This is a genomic window from Cyclobacterium sp. (assembly GCF_014762705.1).
Taxonomy (GTDB): Bacteria; Bacteroidota; Bacteroidia; order Cytophagales; family Cyclobacteriaceae; genus Cyclobacterium.
On sequence record NZ_JABURL010000111.1, the window covers coordinates 116,114 to 132,996 of the forward strand.

General features: G+C 40.8%; 16 protein-coding genes. 2 read left to right on the top strand and 14 right to left on the bottom strand.

The features are described from left to right. Positions 1 to 31 precede the first annotated feature (31 nt). From HUJ21_RS22605 to HUJ21_RS22625, 5 genes are all read right to left on the bottom strand, one after another. Positions 32 to 1,501, bottom strand: coding sequence for a Gfo/Idh/MocA family oxidoreductase (locus tag HUJ21_RS22605; protein WP_291373060.1), 1,470 nt, complete (start codon positions 1,499 to 1,501; stop codon positions 32 to 34). Between the two features lie 364 nt (positions 1,502 to 1,865). Further along, positions 1,866 to 2,024 (bottom strand): hypothetical protein, encoded by a 159-nt coding sequence (locus tag HUJ21_RS22610; protein ID WP_291373062.1) that lies wholly within the window; start codon positions 2,022 to 2,024, stop codon positions 1,866 to 1,868. Positions 2,025 to 2,026: 2 nt separating this feature from the next. Then, entirely contained in the window at positions 2,027 to 2,437 is a 411-nt protein-coding gene (locus HUJ21_RS22615) for a hypothetical protein (protein ID WP_291373063.1), read from the bottom strand. Then, positions 2,434 to 3,264: a hypothetical protein gene (locus HUJ21_RS22620; protein ID WP_291373064.1), complete on the bottom strand. Its 831-nt coding sequence runs from the start codon at positions 3,262 to 3,264 to the stop codon at positions 2,434 to 2,436. Before HUJ21_RS22620 ends, HUJ21_RS22615 begins: the two co-directional genes overlap by 4 nt. A 651-nt stretch (positions 3,265 to 3,915) precedes the next feature. Further along, positions 3,916 to 4,617 (bottom strand): class I SAM-dependent methyltransferase, encoded by a 702-nt coding sequence (locus HUJ21_RS22625; protein WP_291373065.1) that lies wholly within the window; start codon positions 4,615 to 4,617, stop codon positions 3,916 to 3,918. Between the two features lie 374 nt (positions 4,618 to 4,991). On the opposite strand from HUJ21_RS22625, the gene HUJ21_RS22630 reads away from it, so the two are divergent. After that, complete coding sequence (locus tag HUJ21_RS22630; protein ID WP_291373067.1) at positions 4,992 to 5,921, top strand: 2-dehydropantoate 2-reductase; 930 nt, start codon at positions 4,992 to 4,994, stop codon at positions 5,919 to 5,921. Between the two features lie 741 nt (positions 5,922 to 6,662). Continuing rightward, positions 6,663 to 6,839: a hypothetical protein gene (locus tag HUJ21_RS22635; protein WP_291373068.1), complete on the top strand. Its 177-nt coding sequence runs from the start codon at positions 6,663 to 6,665 to the stop codon at positions 6,837 to 6,839. A gap of 348 nt (positions 6,840 to 7,187) precedes the next feature. Here the strand turns inward: HUJ21_RS22635 and HUJ21_RS22640 are convergent, their stop codons facing one another. From HUJ21_RS22640 to sufB, 9 genes are all read right to left on the bottom strand, one after another. Continuing rightward, positions 7,188 to 8,885 (bottom strand): DEAD/DEAH box helicase, encoded by a 1,698-nt coding sequence (locus tag HUJ21_RS22640; protein WP_291373070.1) that lies wholly within the window; start codon positions 8,883 to 8,885, stop codon positions 7,188 to 7,190. Between the two features lie 258 nt (positions 8,886 to 9,143). Further along, entirely contained in the window at positions 9,144 to 10,430 is a 1,287-nt protein-coding gene (locus tag HUJ21_RS22645; protein ID WP_166146657.1) for a citrate synthase, read from the bottom strand. Between the two features lie 297 nt (positions 10,431 to 10,727). Further along, positions 10,728 to 11,144 (bottom strand): BrxA/BrxB family bacilliredoxin, encoded by a 417-nt coding sequence (locus tag HUJ21_RS22650; RefSeq protein ID WP_291373072.1) that lies wholly within the window; start codon positions 11,142 to 11,144, stop codon positions 10,728 to 10,730. 19 nt (positions 11,145 to 11,163) lie between these two features. Beyond that, positions 11,164 to 11,514 (bottom strand): DUF59 domain-containing protein, encoded by a 351-nt coding sequence (locus tag HUJ21_RS22655; RefSeq protein ID WP_291373074.1) that lies wholly within the window; start codon positions 11,512 to 11,514, stop codon positions 11,164 to 11,166. After that, complete coding sequence (locus HUJ21_RS22660) at positions 11,507 to 11,938, bottom strand: SufE family protein (protein WP_291373076.1); 432 nt, start codon at positions 11,936 to 11,938, stop codon at positions 11,507 to 11,509. Before HUJ21_RS22660 ends, HUJ21_RS22655 begins: the two co-directional genes overlap by 8 nt. After that, positions 11,938 to 13,191 (bottom strand): cysteine desulfurase, encoded by a 1,254-nt coding sequence (locus HUJ21_RS22665; protein ID WP_291373078.1) that lies wholly within the window; start codon positions 13,189 to 13,191, stop codon positions 11,938 to 11,940. The genes HUJ21_RS22660 and HUJ21_RS22665 overlap by 1 nt, the downstream gene beginning before the upstream one ends. Then, positions 13,166 to 14,473 (bottom strand): Fe-S cluster assembly protein SufD, encoded by a 1,308-nt coding sequence (gene sufD, locus HUJ21_RS22670; RefSeq protein ID WP_291373080.1) that lies wholly within the window; start codon positions 14,471 to 14,473, stop codon positions 13,166 to 13,168. The genes HUJ21_RS22665 and sufD overlap by 26 nt, the downstream gene beginning before the upstream one ends. A gap of 26 nt (positions 14,474 to 14,499) precedes the next feature. Next, a complete protein-coding gene (gene sufC, locus HUJ21_RS22675; protein ID WP_166146667.1) occupies positions 14,500 to 15,261 on the bottom strand; it encodes a Fe-S cluster assembly ATPase SufC in 762 nt (253 codons plus the stop codon). Between the two features lie 14 nt (positions 15,262 to 15,275). After that, positions 15,276 to 16,721 carry a Fe-S cluster assembly protein SufB gene (gene sufB / locus HUJ21_RS22680; RefSeq protein ID WP_166146669.1) on the bottom strand — a complete coding sequence of 482 codons (1,446 nt, stop codon included), beginning with the start codon at positions 16,719 to 16,721 and terminating at the stop codon, positions 15,276 to 15,278. Positions 16,722 to 16,883: the final 162 nt, after the last annotated feature.

Sequence of the window (16,883 nt, forward strand, 5' to 3'; positions counted from 1 at the left end):
TCTTCAGCGGCTTTTTTGACTTCATTAACTATCAAACGGTTGGCAATTCAAAACCTTCCCGGTATGTCTTGCTCACAAATTGGTTGGCTGGTTCGAAATTGGTTATTTTCATGTTTTTGCCATCCCAGATCAATTTGATATCTCTTGCCGGATAGTCGTAACCATTACCATTTGGCTTTTCTACCCTGTAATCATAGCTTCTGATCGCCAGGTTGCCCATCAAGACAGATTCCGTCAGGGGACCTGCAATGGAAAAGGGAGAACTGAGTTCCTGGTATTCCTTGCTGCCATGACCCGCTATACAGGCATTGACCCATTGGGCATAATGGCCGCCTATAGCCCCCTCAACTCTTGGGAGGGTTGGGGCGACATTGACGCTTTGATTGATAGAAGTTGGTAGCAATTTTGGGTCTATACCATAGGTGGAACACATCATTTTTCCCCTGGTACCCTCGATGATGACACCGTTTCCTCCATCTCCCATTTGTTCATTTGGCCCTAATTCCTCAGGTCTGCTGGGTTTGATGCCACCATCCATCCAATGAAACTCTAAATCCTCACCTCCCGGCTTCTTGAATCTCAGGGTGATGTGGGAGGATGGAGGGCAACTTTTTGGGAAATAACCCTGGGTGAATTCGCCTGTATATACTGATCCTACGCTACATTCCGCCTCTGTGGGATAGCCTAGATCCAAAGTCCGGAAAGCAGGTTCCATGATATGGCAGGCCATGTCACCCAAAGCACCGGTTCCGAACTCCCACCAGCCTCTCCAATTAAAGGGATGTAGGTTTTCCACATAACCTTTTTTTTCTGCAGTACCTAACCACAGATCCCAATCCAGGTTTTTTGGGGCTTTTTTTCCTGATTCACCTGGCCATGGAACTCCCTGAGGCCAAACTGGCCTGTTGGTCCAGCATTGTACTTTGGTTGCTTCACCGATCAATCCGGCTGCATACCACTCACGCATTTGCCGTACGCCATCTCCCGAAGAACCCTGGTTTCCCATTTGGGTGACGAGTTTGTATTTTTCAGCTGCTTCAGTAAGCATCCTGGCCTCCTGAATGGTATGGGTAAGGGGCTTCTGCACATACACATGCTTGCCCATTTTCATGGCCGTTAGTGCCTGTACAGCATGGTTGTGGTCCGGGGTAGATACAGATACAGCATCAATATTATTGCCTTCTTTTTCCAGCATTTCCCTGAAATCCTTGTAAAACCTGGCTTTGGGATAGGCTTCTATACTTCGGGAGGCCCTTTCCGGATCTACATCGCACAACGCCACTATATCTGCATTGCCACTTTCATAAAAACTCCTGATATCACTATATCCCTTTCCTCCGGCACCTATTCCTGCTATTCGGAGTTTGTCACTGGGAGCCTTAAATCCTGGTCCTCCAAGTACATGGCGGGGTACAATGTAAAATCCGGCTACTGCTGTCGCGGATGTTTTAAGAAAATTCCTCCTGGAACTACCTTCCTCGGGCGTGTTGTTTTTCTTCATTTTAAGTCTTCTTATTAATTGATCGGCCTAAAATAAAAATAATTGATGAAACATTACAGGAATTATCGGTTTAATACAGGTCATGCTCATTTTGATACATGAAAGGTTATATCATCTTTCCCGGATTACCGAAAACCCTTCTGGTTTTGTTGTCAAACAGCGACTTGCTAAAATTGAACGAACCTGAATTCAATTAGAAAATAAAGCAAATTGCAGGTGACTAACCATTCTGGAGCAAAAGTGTATTTCCCTGATCTGGCGAGTCATCTAAGCATCAACCCAATACTCATTTCCGGAAACTCGCCGTTTGCAAAGTGGAAATAATATGTAATGGTTTTTTTACTTGTTAAAGCTTCTAAAAGCTTTATTTGACCTTATTTTTAGGATTTGAAATCTTGATTTCTTCTGGATCTGGAAGGCGATAGTCCTTCATGATATCCGGATGTTCGGAAAAGCAGACAGGAGAAGCATTTTCTTTTCGTTCGCCAGAGTCTTTATTATTTGATGAATTTTTCTCGGCCATGGTTAACCTGCTTTTTTTTTAAATAAAGTCATTAAGTTATTGACTTTATCGGAAATGGTGGCCGGGTCTTTTTCCACAATAGCCATTGCCAAAGCACCCAAACCGCCAATCAGATCAAAAGCAACTTGGATCTGCTTGAGTGAAGTAATGGTTTCTTTAATCTCAAGATTGATCACTTTTAGTTGAAAAAGGGCTTCCGAAGTTTCTTTTTCCACAATAAGGGTGGAAAGCAATTTCATTTCCCGGGCTGAGTCCATAAGTACACGGGCATTCTTTCCCATTTCTATAAATGTTTCCTGGCTGATATCCTGTTGGCTTATTTTTTCAAAGCGGAAATCATTGAATTTTTTGGCTATTTCTAAAAAGTCATCTGCCAATTCACTTAAAAATGTGCTATCCAATCTTTCTTTCATTGCTTCAGTTGCTCAAGTGCATAATGTAAATCATTTAAACTGTTGGTCATTGAACGTACCTCATCCTCAAAAAAATCACCATTTAACTTCATGGCTGATAAGGCCTGATGCTGTGATGAAAGGATTTCCAGAATGCGGATCAATACCAGCGTTTTTTCGCTAATTCTGGTTCCTTGATCCATCAACTGATAATACTTTTCAGTAACCACTTCTTTTTCCATTGAATTTAAGCCCGGGTCTATTACCTGAGCCTTGTAATACATGTACCAGCTTTCTTCCTGTATTTCAAGCATACCCAATAGGTTTTCTTTTAAAATAAATAGTAGCTTTTCACTGATCAACATGATGTGTGGATCAGCTTCATGCATGTATTGGGTCACTTTATTTTTTCTGTATTTTCCTGCAACAGCATTCAAACCAATTTCTGAAAGCTTTTGGTAGGCATTCAACTGTTCTGGTTCAAGTTGGTTCCAATTGGCTCCTTCCAGCACAGCTGCTGTTCCATCCAGCTGGTATCTTATCAACTCTCCTGAAGATAGGCGGTATAGTCCATCATAATAATCTGTCAAAGCAAGGTACAAATCTCTTACAAGCGTATCCGCACGCTCATATTCCGAACAGCTGCAATTGATACTTCTCTCGATTTCATACTGACTAATTTTGGTAAACCGGCAATCGTCCAGGCAACTTTTGGTAAAACTATAATCCAACTCATGGAATTGTTGCAATCCCTTTAATGCCTCCTCAGAAAATAGTTGGATGGGCTTCAAACTGGTACAGGCCAAGAACGGACAGATCAGCAGGCAAAGGGCCCATCCTTTCATCATTTGCATGGGATAAAGATACCTAAATTTCCTGTATTTTGATATATACCAAACGGATAAGGATTGCTTTTGAAATCACTTGCCTGGGTATAATTATTGGTGAAAGGCTTTTCAACCCTCTCCTAAGGGCTTTGTACGAGTAAAATGTTGCTTTGAAAGAATTTATGGGAGGCTGGAATCAATTGTATTTTAAAAGGGTAATAGGATGATTTTTTGACTTGTCAATCTGATTGCGAAGTTTCCAGTGGATTGCAAAATCATTTGTTTATTTTTTGGTGCCCGGAGATCCCAATGAGAATTACCAAGCCTGGTGGGGACCTGCGAACGCAGGTGATCCTATTGCAGCGTTCATGGTATTGGATCCGAATTTATACCATATGAAGACTGAAAGTGATGACTGGCTCCTTTTTCTGGAGACTAATTACGGAATTGACAAGTAGTTTCAGGGCGGAAGTGCATAAAATGTAATAACTTACACTATAGGAAGCATATGCTTTAATTTACTTAAAGAGCCAGGACCGGCAAAAAACCTAGCCTTTCCTGACATTTCTCAGAAGGGTGCGAGAGGATTGCGGGGAGAAGGATTATTTTGTTCCGATCAGCGAAGCCAATCGGGACAAAAAGGAAAATGAATAAAAGGCTAAATATTTGGTTTTATTTCTGGCAAAGATACCTTTTCAATACTCCATCTTCGGTAATTTCCCCGATGAGGGAAAAGCCCTGTTTTGCAATTAGCCCCTTCATGATCCAATCGTATGTGGAGTATTCCTCTTTGAAGTGAATGAGGGTGTCTTCTCTTAAAAAGTCTCCACCCCGCACCGCTTGCCGGTCGATAAAGCCCTGTATAGCTTCATCCCCATTAAAATCAGGAATTACTACATCGTAAATGTAGAGTTTTCCTCCAGGTTTAAGGACCTGGTAGATTTTTTCTAAAGCCTTTGCCTTCCAGTAATCCGGCAAATGATGCAAAGAAAGGGAACTCATCACGGCGTCCAGACTCCCACCTGTTAAGTTCAGATTCAAATATCCACTGTGTTGAAATTCGATATTGGTAACCAATTGAACTTTTGCTTTCTTTTTGGCAAGATCAAGCATAGGCTCCGAAATATCCATGGCATAAAGTTTTTTACATTTTTTCGCAAAATAAATGGAGAAGTTTCCTGTCCCACAACCAATGTCCGCCCATAGGCAGTCTTTACTGGGTTCCAGCCAGTCATCAATAAGTTGATATTCCTCATTGATGTTCCTGAAATCATCATGGGAAGGGTCATAAACGTTTACCTCTTCCAATGAAGCATAGTCCTTTCCTGTTTGTTGGAATTCCTGGTATAGCCAATTTTTTGCGATCTCTGCCATGGGTCTATTGAATTAATGGTTGGGTAAAAAATAAAACCCCTCAAAATAATAATTTTATGGTGTTTTTAAATCAAATCGGAGAATTAAATGTCATTTGACTTTAGCCCATTCCTATTGAAGTGGTATTCCTGAATAATTTTTCGGCCCTATTTTACTAAAAGGATTTTACTTCATCAATTGCTCAATAGCTGTAGGTAATAAGGAGTCTGTCAGCCTCATTGGCTTTAGCCAAACCCTTTATCCATAACCGGTGGGAACCAGTCAAATGGGGAAGATATAATATGGGTTTGTTTTTGGTAGTTGATTTGTAAAAATGCCGGAGTTATGTCAAATTTGACCTTTACCAAAAGGGGAGGTTAAGGTATTAAAAAAATATGAATGCTATAAAAAAGATTGCCATTGTAGGAATAGGAGGGGTAGGCGGATTTATCGGAGCTAAACTCCTCCTAAGTTCTAATGCTTTACCTGTACAGGTTACTTTTTTCGCCAGGAATGATACCTATAAAAATATCCGGGAAAAGGGATTGATTTTTGAATCCGGGGGAAAAATGGATATGGTCCATCCACACCATTTGTATAATAGGTCCAAAGGAGTATATGATGTGGTCATTATCGCCACAAAATCCTATTCCCTTGAATTGGCTACCAAAGCATATGGGGATATTATGGACAAGCAAACCCTGGTGGTACCCTTACAAAACATGGTCAATGCGGCTGAGCTGGTTAGGGGTGTTGCCCCAGAAGCTAATGTTTTGGATGCTTGTATATACTTAATTTCCAATTTAATTAAGCCGGGTCACGTCAAACACCTTGGTGGGCCTGGAAAAATCATCACCTCTATTCCTGAAGGAAGTAACCATAAATGGTTCTACGAGTATATGAACCAGGCAGGCATCCCGGTGGAGGGGAGGGCTGATGCTTTGCACCAAATCTGGAAGAAGTATTTGTTCATTTCCACCCTGGGCACTATTACGGCTGCACATGACCTTAGCTTTGGGGAGGTGATAAATGATCCGAAGATGACGCAAATTTGGATACAGTTGATGGAAGAATTGGCACTATTGGCCCAATCGGAAGGATTTGCCCTTGGTGCGGCGGATATCGACCATTTCCTGGGCTTTATCCGGGATTTTCCTGAGGCTTCCAAATCCTCGTTTCAGTTGGATATTGACAATGGCAGTAAGGGTGAAAAGGAATTTTTGGTGGATTTTGTTATTCAGAGATCACTGGAGAGAGGCCTTGAACCGATAACCTATATAGATTTAGATAATTTGATCAATCGGAGGTTAGGAATTGGTGGATAGGTGTTTTGGGATTCAGGTGGCCTGATTTTTTTTTTGGTACCAGCTGATCAGGAAAAATAGCATAAACATGTACCAGGTCGATGCCATTTCCAGAAGGTGGTCCAACCAATCCGGCTCTTCGGATTTGAAAATTATGTAGAACTGAAGGCAGATGATAATTATTGCTGAGGCAAGGAAAGTGTAGCGTACGAAATCGAGCAATGTTGATAGGCCTTGTAAATTTTTGTGGCTTGCCATGTTGTATTTATTTGATGATACACCAAAGGTAAAATACCAAAAGATGCTGAAAATTGACGTATGTTAATTTAAAATCTAACCAATTAACCAATTACGAACCCTCAAAACAATGACCTATCCAATCTCTACATAGATCCTGGAAAGGTATCCAAGAATCAATTATCCAGAAATGGATCTACCCAGGTTTATTTTTTCTCCATCCGTTTTAGTTTAAGCGCAAAATTAACCATATTGAGTTATTGCAGTACCCAAAAGCCTATTGAATGAAATCAGGAACTAAAAATAAGCTTCGATCAAATGATTCGGCGCATGATGCCAGGCATGGATAATCGAATTCAATTGCTCCTATTCCAGCTTTACTCAGCAATCCCCAAGCATATTTTATATCCAGGCCCTGGATGACTGTGTGCTGGCTTCCCTGCATTACGATTTTTTTCAACAACTTTATGAACAATTTCCTATCAGTAACAAATTCGGAAGGACTGCGGCGGAGCAGTATTATTTATGGCGAGAAAGAAGGGAATTGTCTTTATTGACAGAATCAGCAAAAGACCGGTATACCCGACTTTTGGAAAATACCCGGTATACCTGGAACGCGTGTCCTTAAAATACCTGGCATCTTACCTAAACATCAAACCTGAATCCCTGATCCGGATCCGAAATGAATTGAGTAAAAAATAAGGTGAAGTGGATAGAAATTCATTTTTATTTATTAAAAGTGTTTAAATTTTAATTAAAAAAACACATACCCTGATTTTTTTCATTTCGAGGGATATATTTGGGGCTAAATGATCAATTAGAGCTGACTCACTCCTTTTTTAACATCAATTATCCAGTTGGGGTCAATTATGGTTTTTGGCTGTGGGGGAGGGGCAGACCAACAGGTTTATGATATGGTTATCAGGAATGGCTGGATTTATGATGGAACTCGAAGGGTCATCCGTAAACCTGTGGAGGATATAAAATAAAAAAGCCATCCCTAAATTAAGGATGGCTCTAATTATTCATTTAATTTTCATCAAAATTGAATCAGGGTTTGGAAATTTCAAAATTCACCTGTTTTCCTTTGATGGTGTTGGTATTCATGACACTTATCACATGAGTCACATCCTTTTTCGGGATATCAACAAAGGAAAAACTATCATAAATATCTATTTCACCTATATTTTTCCCGGATACTCCTGTTTCACCTGCTATCGCGCCAACAATATCATTGGGTCGGATACGGTCCTTTTTGCCAAGATTAAGGAATAAGCGTGCCATATTAGGCTCTCTTTCTTTTTTGTTCTTTCTACCTCCTCTGTCGCTGGAACGGGGACTTCTGCTGCTTCGGTCCCTTTCTGAACGTTCCCTTCTTGGTCGGCGGTCGTCTTTTCCCGAACTTCTGTCCCTATCAGGGGTAAAATTCATTTCTTTAAATTTATCCACAGCCTCACCCAGTTGAAGCTTTACCAAGCCAATAGCTACCTGCTCAAGGGTCAATCCCTCAGCCAAAAGGTTCCCTATAGCTTCTTCATAAACCTGATTTTCATCTGTCTTGGAAAGTTGCCTGTGGATGTCCTTGATCAGTTGGTCCTTCTTCATTTGAATCAATTGATCCACAGAAGGCGGGGCAGCCTTGTCAATTGAAGTTTTTATGAACCTTTCAAGATCATCGATTTTGCGGGAATCTCTTCTTCCCGACACAAAACTAATGGCAGTACCTGTTTTACCGGCTCTTCCTGTTCGTCCTATACGGTGAACATAATTTTCTTCATCCAAAGGTAGGTCAAAATTAAAAACAGCTTCTACATTTTCAACGTCGATCCCTCTTGCAGCTACGTCTGTGGCTACCAATACGGAACAATGTCCTTTTCTGAATTTATTCATCACCTTGGACCTTTGTGCCTGGGAAAGGTCTCCATGAAGTGCTTCAGCTGGCACACCTTTGGCGTTAAGTTCTTCAGTAACCTCATCAGTAACCCTTTTGGTATTACAGAAAATAACACTCAGTTTGTACTGGTGGAGGTTGATCAATCTGCTGATCAGATCGGTTTTCAATCCGGACCGTACCTCATAATAAAACTGTGATATGTTTTCTACCGTGAGTTCCTTCCGGAGTACTTTGATGATTTCGGGATCCGTCTGGTATTTCCGGGTTAGCTCCAGGATGGGTTTGGGCATGGTAGCGGAGAAAAATACGGTTTGCCTTTCTTCAGGCATTGAGCTCAAGATTGTTTCTATATCTTCCCGAAAACCCATATCCAGCATTTCATCTGCTTCATCCAGCACGATTACACTTACCTGGCTGAGGTTCAACGTACCTCTGCTCATGTGATCCATGATCCGGCCTGGAGTACCCACCACAATCTGAACTCCTTTTTTCAGGCTTCGGATTTGTCGGTCGATAGGCTCACCACCATAAATACAGGTTGAAGAGATTTTTTTCTTGTATTTTGAAAGTTTAACGATCTCACCCTCTACCTGTACCGCCAGTTCCCTGGTTGGGCAAAGTATAAGTGCCTGAGGTTTATTCAGGGAGTCATCTATACCATCAATAATAGGGATACCAAATGCTGCTGTTTTCCCAGTTCCGGTTTGTGCCTGTCCGATGACATCAGCACCCTGAAGCAATAGAGGGATTGTCTGCGATTGAATAGGGGAAGGTTGGGTGTAGCCCATATCTTCCACTGCCCTTAGGATTTCTTCTGAAATCCCAAGGTCTGAAAATAATAATTCTTTTTCCATGAAATGTTCCTTACTTCTCAAAGCCACGGTATTCCTAAATATCCCAGTGTCGATCAACAATAAGGAACCCCACGGCGTAGGAGAAAAATTTTATCTAATTATAAAGTGCAAAATTATGAAAAAATATTCTGATAAACAATTATTTGCTGCTAAAATTTAAAATATATCCCTATAAAGCACCGTAAATTATTAATTATATTCTGAATAAAAAAAGGGCCGCAAAGCCCTTTTTTAGTTGTGCATTTTTTTCTTAACCGATTAGCGCTTGTCCATGGCGACATAGGGTCTTTCCGTAGATCCTACATAAACCTGTCGGGGTCTTCCGATAGGTTCGTTGTTTTCCCTCATTTCTTTCCATTGAGCAATCCATCCCGGAAGCCTGCCCAGAGCAAACATGACGGTAAACATATCGGTAGGAATTCCCAAAGCCCTGTAAATGATACCGGAATAGAAATCTACATTGGGATACAATTTTCTATCCACAAAATAAGGGTCATTTAATGCTGCCGTTTCCAGTTCTTTTGCGATTTCCAGAACGGGATCGGAGATACCAAGCTTACTCAATACATCATCAGCTGCTTTTTTGATGATTCGGGCTCTTGGATCAAAATTTTTATAAACCCTGTGACCAAATCCCATCAAGCGGAATGGGTCATTTTTATCTTTGGCTTTTTCCAGGTATTTTTTAGAATCTCCTCCGTCTGCTTTTATGGATTCCAGCATTTCGATCACGGATTGGTTGGCACCTCCATGTAAGGGACCCCAAAGCGCATTGATTCCTGCAGAAATAGACGCATAGATACTGGCCTGAGAAGAGCCTACAATTCTTACAGTGGAAGTGGAACAATTTTGTTCATGATCCGCGTGTAAGATTAGCAATTGATCCAAAGCTTTGGAAATTACCGGGTCTATTTCATATTTTTCAGAGGGTAGGGCAAACATCATTTTCATAAAATTGCCACAATAATCCAGGTTATTGTCTGGATAATTTACCGGATGCCCCATTTTATTTTTATAGGCCCATGCGGCAAAAGTGGGCATTTTAGCCATTAGCCTGACAATGCTCAGTTGAATCTCTTCATCTGTATTGTTAGGATCCAAAGAGTTGGGGTAAAAGGCAGTAAGAGAACATATCAGTGATGACAACACACCCATGGGGTGGGCAACGGAAGGGAACCCGTCAAGAATTTTTTTAATATCCTCATGAACAAGCGTATGCTTGGTGATTCTGTTTGAAAAAGTTTCATACTGAGATGCAGTAGGTAATTCCCCATTGATCAACAAGTAGGAAACTTCCAGAAAGTTGGAATTTTCGGCCAGGTCTTCAATATTGTAACCCCTGTATCTTAGGATACCCTGCTCTCCATCTAAAAACGTTATGGCACTTTTGGTCGATCCGGTATTTTTATATCCAGGATCGATGGTGATCATACCAGATTGCCCCCGAAGTTTGGCAATGTCTACAGCTTGTTCATTTTCAGTACCTTCAATAACGGGGAGTTCATATTCTTTTCCTTTAAAGGAGAGTTTAGCATTATCGGACATATTGATTTAATTAAATGTATTTTAAAATTCCAAATCTGATCAATTCAAAATAATATTTGGATCAAATTTAATAAAAATTGATCAATTTCTTTGCAATTATTGTTTGAATCCGTTTAAAAACGCATTAAAGAATAAGCTTTTTACCTGTTAAATATTAATTAAGCGGCTGTAATACGGATAGATGAGGGGATTTAAGAAAATTACCTCAACTGCTGGCCAAAAGCCATACATCATGTAAAGTTTGATCAAACATTTTACGGCTTACTGTTAAAAAAAAAGCCCTTTAAGGGCTTTTACTTAACAAAAGTGCTCAAATACCTCAATCAAATGGTCACCGATCATCTGGGCATTTCTCCCTTCAATATGGTGTCTTTCTATAAAATGAACCAGATCCCCATCTTTAAAAAGAGCCATGGCGGGGGAGGACGGTGGATATGGCATCACCAATTCCCTGAATTTGGCTACGGCATCCGAGTCATTCCCGGCAAATACCGTTGCCAGGGTAGATGGTTTTTTGGACGATTTATCCAATGCATACCTTACTCCCGGTCTGGCAGCTCCTGCAGCACATCCGCAAACGGAATTTACCACAACAAAGGTTGTTCCTTTATGTTCTTTGAGGTGATCTTCAACATCTTGTGAAGTCCTGAATTCTTTAAAGCCTACATCTGTAAGTTCCGCACGCATGGGTGCAATCAATTCTTCTGGATACATATTTTTTAATTTTATTTTATTACAAGAAACCTAATTCCAATTTGGCAACTTCCGACATCATGTCCTGGGAGTAGGGTGGATCGAAGGTCAATTCAACTTCAACATTATTAACCCCTTCGATTTCCGAAACCCTGGTTTTTACCTCCGAAGGTATGGATTCAGCCGCCGGACAATTCGGAGAGGTCAATGTCATGAGAATGTATACATTATTGACCGGATAAACGGTGATTTCATAAATCAAACCCAATTCATAAACATCCACCGGAATTTCAGGGTCATAAACGTCCTTTATGGCATTGACAACCTTTCGTTTGATTTCCTCTTGTTGGTCTGAATTTTCCATGTCTGTTTTTATGCTGTCTTTATGCATCAATTTTTGATTGGTAAGCAAGTGCAAACATTTTCATTTGCTTGATCATGGCAGCAAGTCCATTCGATCTTTGGGATCCTATGATATTGCCCATGCCTATTTTTTCGATAAAATAGAGATCAGCATTCATGATGTCTTTTGCTTTTCTCCCGGAGAGAACCCTAATCAGTAAACTAATCAGCCCTTTTGTGATGGCTGTATTCGAATCTGCAAGAAATTGGATTTTTCCGTCCTGCAAATTTGTGATCAGCCATACTTTTGATTGGCAACCTTTGATAATATTGTCTTCCTTCCTTTCTGTTTCGGGAAAGTCTGGAAGTTGGTCTCCCAATTCCATGATGTAATAGATGGTAGATTCTTTGTCATCACCCAAGATTTCAAACTCTCCGATGATTTCATCCTGTATGGCATTGATATCTTCCATTAATTCTTTCTTTTGGCTATTCTAACCAGACTATTGTACAGCCGGTCAATTTCTTCAACGGTATTATAAACAGCAAAAGAGGCCCTAACAGTTCCTTCGATACCATACCAATCCATCAATGGTTGGGTACAGTGATGCCCAGTCCGCACTGCTATTCCAGAGGCATCCAGCATGATGCCCACATCAAAAGGATGGGTATTTTTAATATTAAAACTCATGACGCTCACCTTTTCATCGGCAGTGCCAATAGGTTCAAATCCTTTTATAGTGGCACATTTATCAAATGCATAAGCCAGCAGTTGGGATTCATGTGCATGGATTTTATCCTTGCCACAATCTTTAATGAAAGTGAGGGCCTGATCGAAAGCAATTACATCCGCTATATTCGGTGTTCCGGCCTCAAATTTATAAGGGATGTCGTTATAGGTGGTATTTTCAAACCTAACTTCTTTGATCATTTCCCCTCCCCCCTGATAGGGTGGCATTTTTTCAAGCAATTCCCGCTTTCCATATAAAACACCTACACCTGTTGGTCCATACAATTTGTGGGCGGAAAAAGCGAGGAAGTCACAATCCAATTCCTGCACATCAACGGGCAAATGAGCGGTGCTTTGTGCCCCATCAACCAAGAATTTTGCACCATATTCATGGGCCAGCTGGATCATATCTTTAATCGGGTTCACTGTGCCCAGTGCATTTGAGGCATGCACAACGGCTACCAATTTGGTTTTTGGGGACAATAATTTTTTGTACGCCTCAAAATCCAATTCACCATTTTTAAAAATAGGAATAACTTTTAGTATGGCATTGTTATTCTCGCAGAGCATTTGCCAAGGAACAATATTGGAGTGGTGTTCCATGGTAGAAATAATGATTTCATCGCCTTCCTGAATAAATTTTCGGCCATATGTATTGGCCACCAGATTGATGCTCTCGGTGGTGCCTTTGGTAAAGATTACCTCTTCAGAGGAAGGGGCATTGATAAATTCTCTGATATGATTCCTGGTGCTTTCGAAATGCGCTGTGGCCCGGGAGGCCAGGGTATGTGCCCCTCTGTGTATGTTGGAATTGTCCTTTTCATAATAAGCCTGCAGCGCATCGATCACCTGTAAAGGTTTCTGAGTAGTAGCAGCATTATCAAAATATGCCAAAGGTTTCCCATTGACTTCCTGATGAAGCACCGGGAAGTCCTCACGGATCTTGTTTACATCGATTTTTTTTCGGCTATCAATAACTTCCACCAAGTCGCTCATGCACTAATTTTTCACAATATTTTTTAAAAGGCGCTACGCTGATCTTATCCAGCACTTCACCCGCAAAAGCATATAACAACAAAGCTCTTGCTGATTCCTTGCCTATGCCCCTTGCCCTCAAATAGAACAAGGCTTCTTCATCCAACTGACCGGTGGTACATCCATGGGAGCACTTTACATCATCTGCCCAAATTTCAAGTTGGGGCTTGGTGTTAACGGTAGCATCTTCGGATAGAAGAATATTGTTGTTTTGTTGAAAGGCATTTGTCTTTTGGGCGATTTGCCTGACAAATATTTTCCCGTTAAAAACACCTCGGGAATGATCTGTCAATATACCCTTATAAAGCTCATTTGATTGGCAATGTGGTTGGGTATGGTCCACATTGGTGTGATTATCCACATGTGTCTTTCCATTTAACAGGTACAGGCCATACATGTTACCTTCACAATTGCTGGCATTCAAGTTTAGGCTCAAATTGTTTCGGATCATTCCTGCCTCAAGGCTCATTACAACCGAAGTAAGGTTGGCGTCCCGATGAACGTTTGCCCCGGTATTGTGTACTTCAAGGGTATGTTTGTGTCCATCCTGGAGTTTGTAATGTCGGATATGGGCATTTTGTGCAACATCCCATTCTGAAACGGAATTGACAAAAACTGTTTCCTCGTTTAAATAAATGCTCAGTTCTATTATGGTTGCCTGGGAATTTTTTCCGGCTTTGATAAAAACCCTGGGGTGAATGCAGGATCCATTTTCATCTGCCTTTACATAATTGACTAATAGCAGTGGTTTTTTTATCACGCTACCCTCAGGAATGTTTATCTTAATTCCTTGAGTAAAAGACAGGGTGTTCAAAGCACTGAAGGGATCTTTTTCGCTTTTTTCTATTTTTCCGATTTCCTTTACCTCAGATGGGTCCAGGTCAGTAAAATAGTCAACATCGAACAAACCATCTCCTGCATCTGAAAGATTGAAATCCGGGGTGCCATTGTTAATTATAATCCGGTACCCGTCGATTGATTGTATAAGCTCCTTTTGTATCTCCACCTTTTCAAGCCCTGAAATAGGGTAGGGGGCATAGGGATTTTCTATGGTGTCAGCGATTTTTTTGCTGATATTGGTATATTTATATTCCTCAGATTTGGCAACAGGAAATCCAGCTTTCTCCAAAACCAGCCTGGATTCAGCCTTTAAATCTGAAAAAGCGGGCAAATCGGTTTTTACCGATTCTGATTTGAGAAACAGATCTAATAATTTATGGTCTTTTTTGAGGGACAATGTCATGTTGAAAATTAAAATCTTGTAATTGTTTAGACAGCAGTACCGGAGACCTCGTCTTTGATCCAGTCGTAACCTTTTTCTTCAAGCTCCAGGGCCAATTCTTTGGTGCCCGATTTTACGATTTGTCCATTGAAAAGGACATGCACATAGTCAGGAACAATATAATCAAGAAGACGCTGGTAGTGAGTAACAACGATGGTTGCATTGTCTTTGGACTTTAACTGGTTTACTCCATGGGCTACCACCTTCAATGCATCAATATCCAATCCGGAATCCGTTTCATCCAGGATAGAAAGAGTAGGTTCCAGAACTGCCATTTGAAAAATTTCGTTTTTCTTTTTTTCACCTCCCGAAAACCCTTCATTCAAGGCCCGGCTTAGCAGTTTCTGATCAATCTCCACCAGCTTCATTTTCTCCTTCATAAGTGAAAGAAATTTTACAGCGTCCAGAGGCTCCTGACCCCTGTACTCCCTCACTTGATTTACGGCAGTGCGCAGAAAGTTAGTTGAGCTAACCCCGGGTATTTCCACGGGATATTGGAAAGCCAGAAAAACGCCTTCTCTGGCCCTGTCTTCCGGACTGAGTTCCAACAAGTCTTTTCCCTTGAAGGTCACTTCTCCGGCGGTTACTTCATACTCCTCCCTACCAGCAAGTACAGAGGCAAGGGTTGATTTCCCGGAGCCATTGGGTCCCATGATGGCATGAACCTCTCCTGGCTTTATTTCTAAATTAATACCATTAAGTATGGCTGTGCCTTCTACTGAGGCATGTAAATTTTTTACTGATAACATTTTATTCTTGTTTTTTATCCTACACTTCCTTCCAGAGTAAGTGCGAGTAGTTTTTGAGCTTCCACTGCAAATTCCATGGGCAATTGATTCAATACCTCTTTGGCATAACCGTTAACGATCAAAGCCACAGCATCTTCAGAGTCTATGCCCCTCTGATTACAATAAAAGATCTGATCCTCACCGATTTTTGAAGTAGTTGCTTCATGTTCCACCTGAGCCGTGGAATTATGGATATCTATATAGGGAAAGGTGTGGGCACCACAATTATTTCCCATGAGAAGCGAATCGCATTGGGAGAAGTTTCTTGCATTAACAGCCCTTTTCATAATTTGGACCTGACCCCTGTAGGAGTTTTGGGATTTTCCTGCAGAAATTCCCTTGGAAACTATTCTTGATTTGGTGTTTTTTCCTATATGAATCATTTTTGTTCCCGTATCCGCCTGCTGATAATTGTTGGTAACGGCTACGGAATAGAATTCACCTATTGAATGATCCCCTTTCAGAATACAAGAAGGATATTTCCAGGTTACTGCTGAACCTGTCTCCACCTGTGTCCAGGAGATTTTAGCATGATCTCCTGCACAAATGCCTCTTTTTGTCACAAAATTATAAATCCCACCTTTACCATTTTTGTCGCCAGGAAACCAATTTTGAACGGTTGAATATTTTACCTCGGCATTTTCTGCAGCGTAAATCTCGACTACAGCTGCGTGCAATTGATTTTCGTCTCGTTGAGGAGCTGTACATCCCTCCAGATAGGAGACATATGATTTATCTTCAGCAATAATAAGCGTTCTTTCAAACTGACCTGTATTGGCCGCATTGATCCTGAAATAGGTGGACAATTCCATGGGACAGCGGACCCCTTTGGGAATGTAGCAAAAAGAACCATCTGAAAATACGGCCGAATTGAGCGCGGCAAAGTAATTGTCAGTAGCCGGGACCACTGAACCCAGGTATTTTTTGACCAATTCAGGATGTTCCTTTACAGCTTCACTGAAAGAACAAAAAATTACACCCAATTTGGATAACGTATCTTTAAAAGTTGTACCAACCGATACCGAGTCCAGAACGGCATCTACCGCTATTCCCTGCAACCTTTTTTGTTCATTCAAAGAGATACCCAGCCTTTCATATATTTTAAGCAGCTCAGGATCAACTTCATCAATGTTTTTGGGCTTGCTTTTTTGCTTAGGGGCTGAATAATACCTTAATTTTTGATAATCAATTTTAGGATAAGACACATTGGGCCAGGTTGGCTCTTTCATTTTCTCCCAATGTCTGAATGCTTTTAATCTCCAATCCAATAACCATTGCGGCTCTTCTTTTTTGGAAGAAATCCACCTGATGGTGTCTTCATTTAAACCCACCGGAGCCTCATCGGCTTCATAATTTACTGACCAGCCGTGTTCATATTCCTTTGAGGTAAATTCTTCTAAAATTTGATTGTCTTTGCTCATAAAAAGAGTTATTTAGACTAATTATATTTTGATGGACAAATATACAACATTAATCTATTTTTTATTGTTCGCAATGCCAGCAAATTAAAGTAAAAATTTACATTTTTTGCATGTAAATAATTAAAAATGAATAACTTATGTACATGTCTCTTATAAACATCT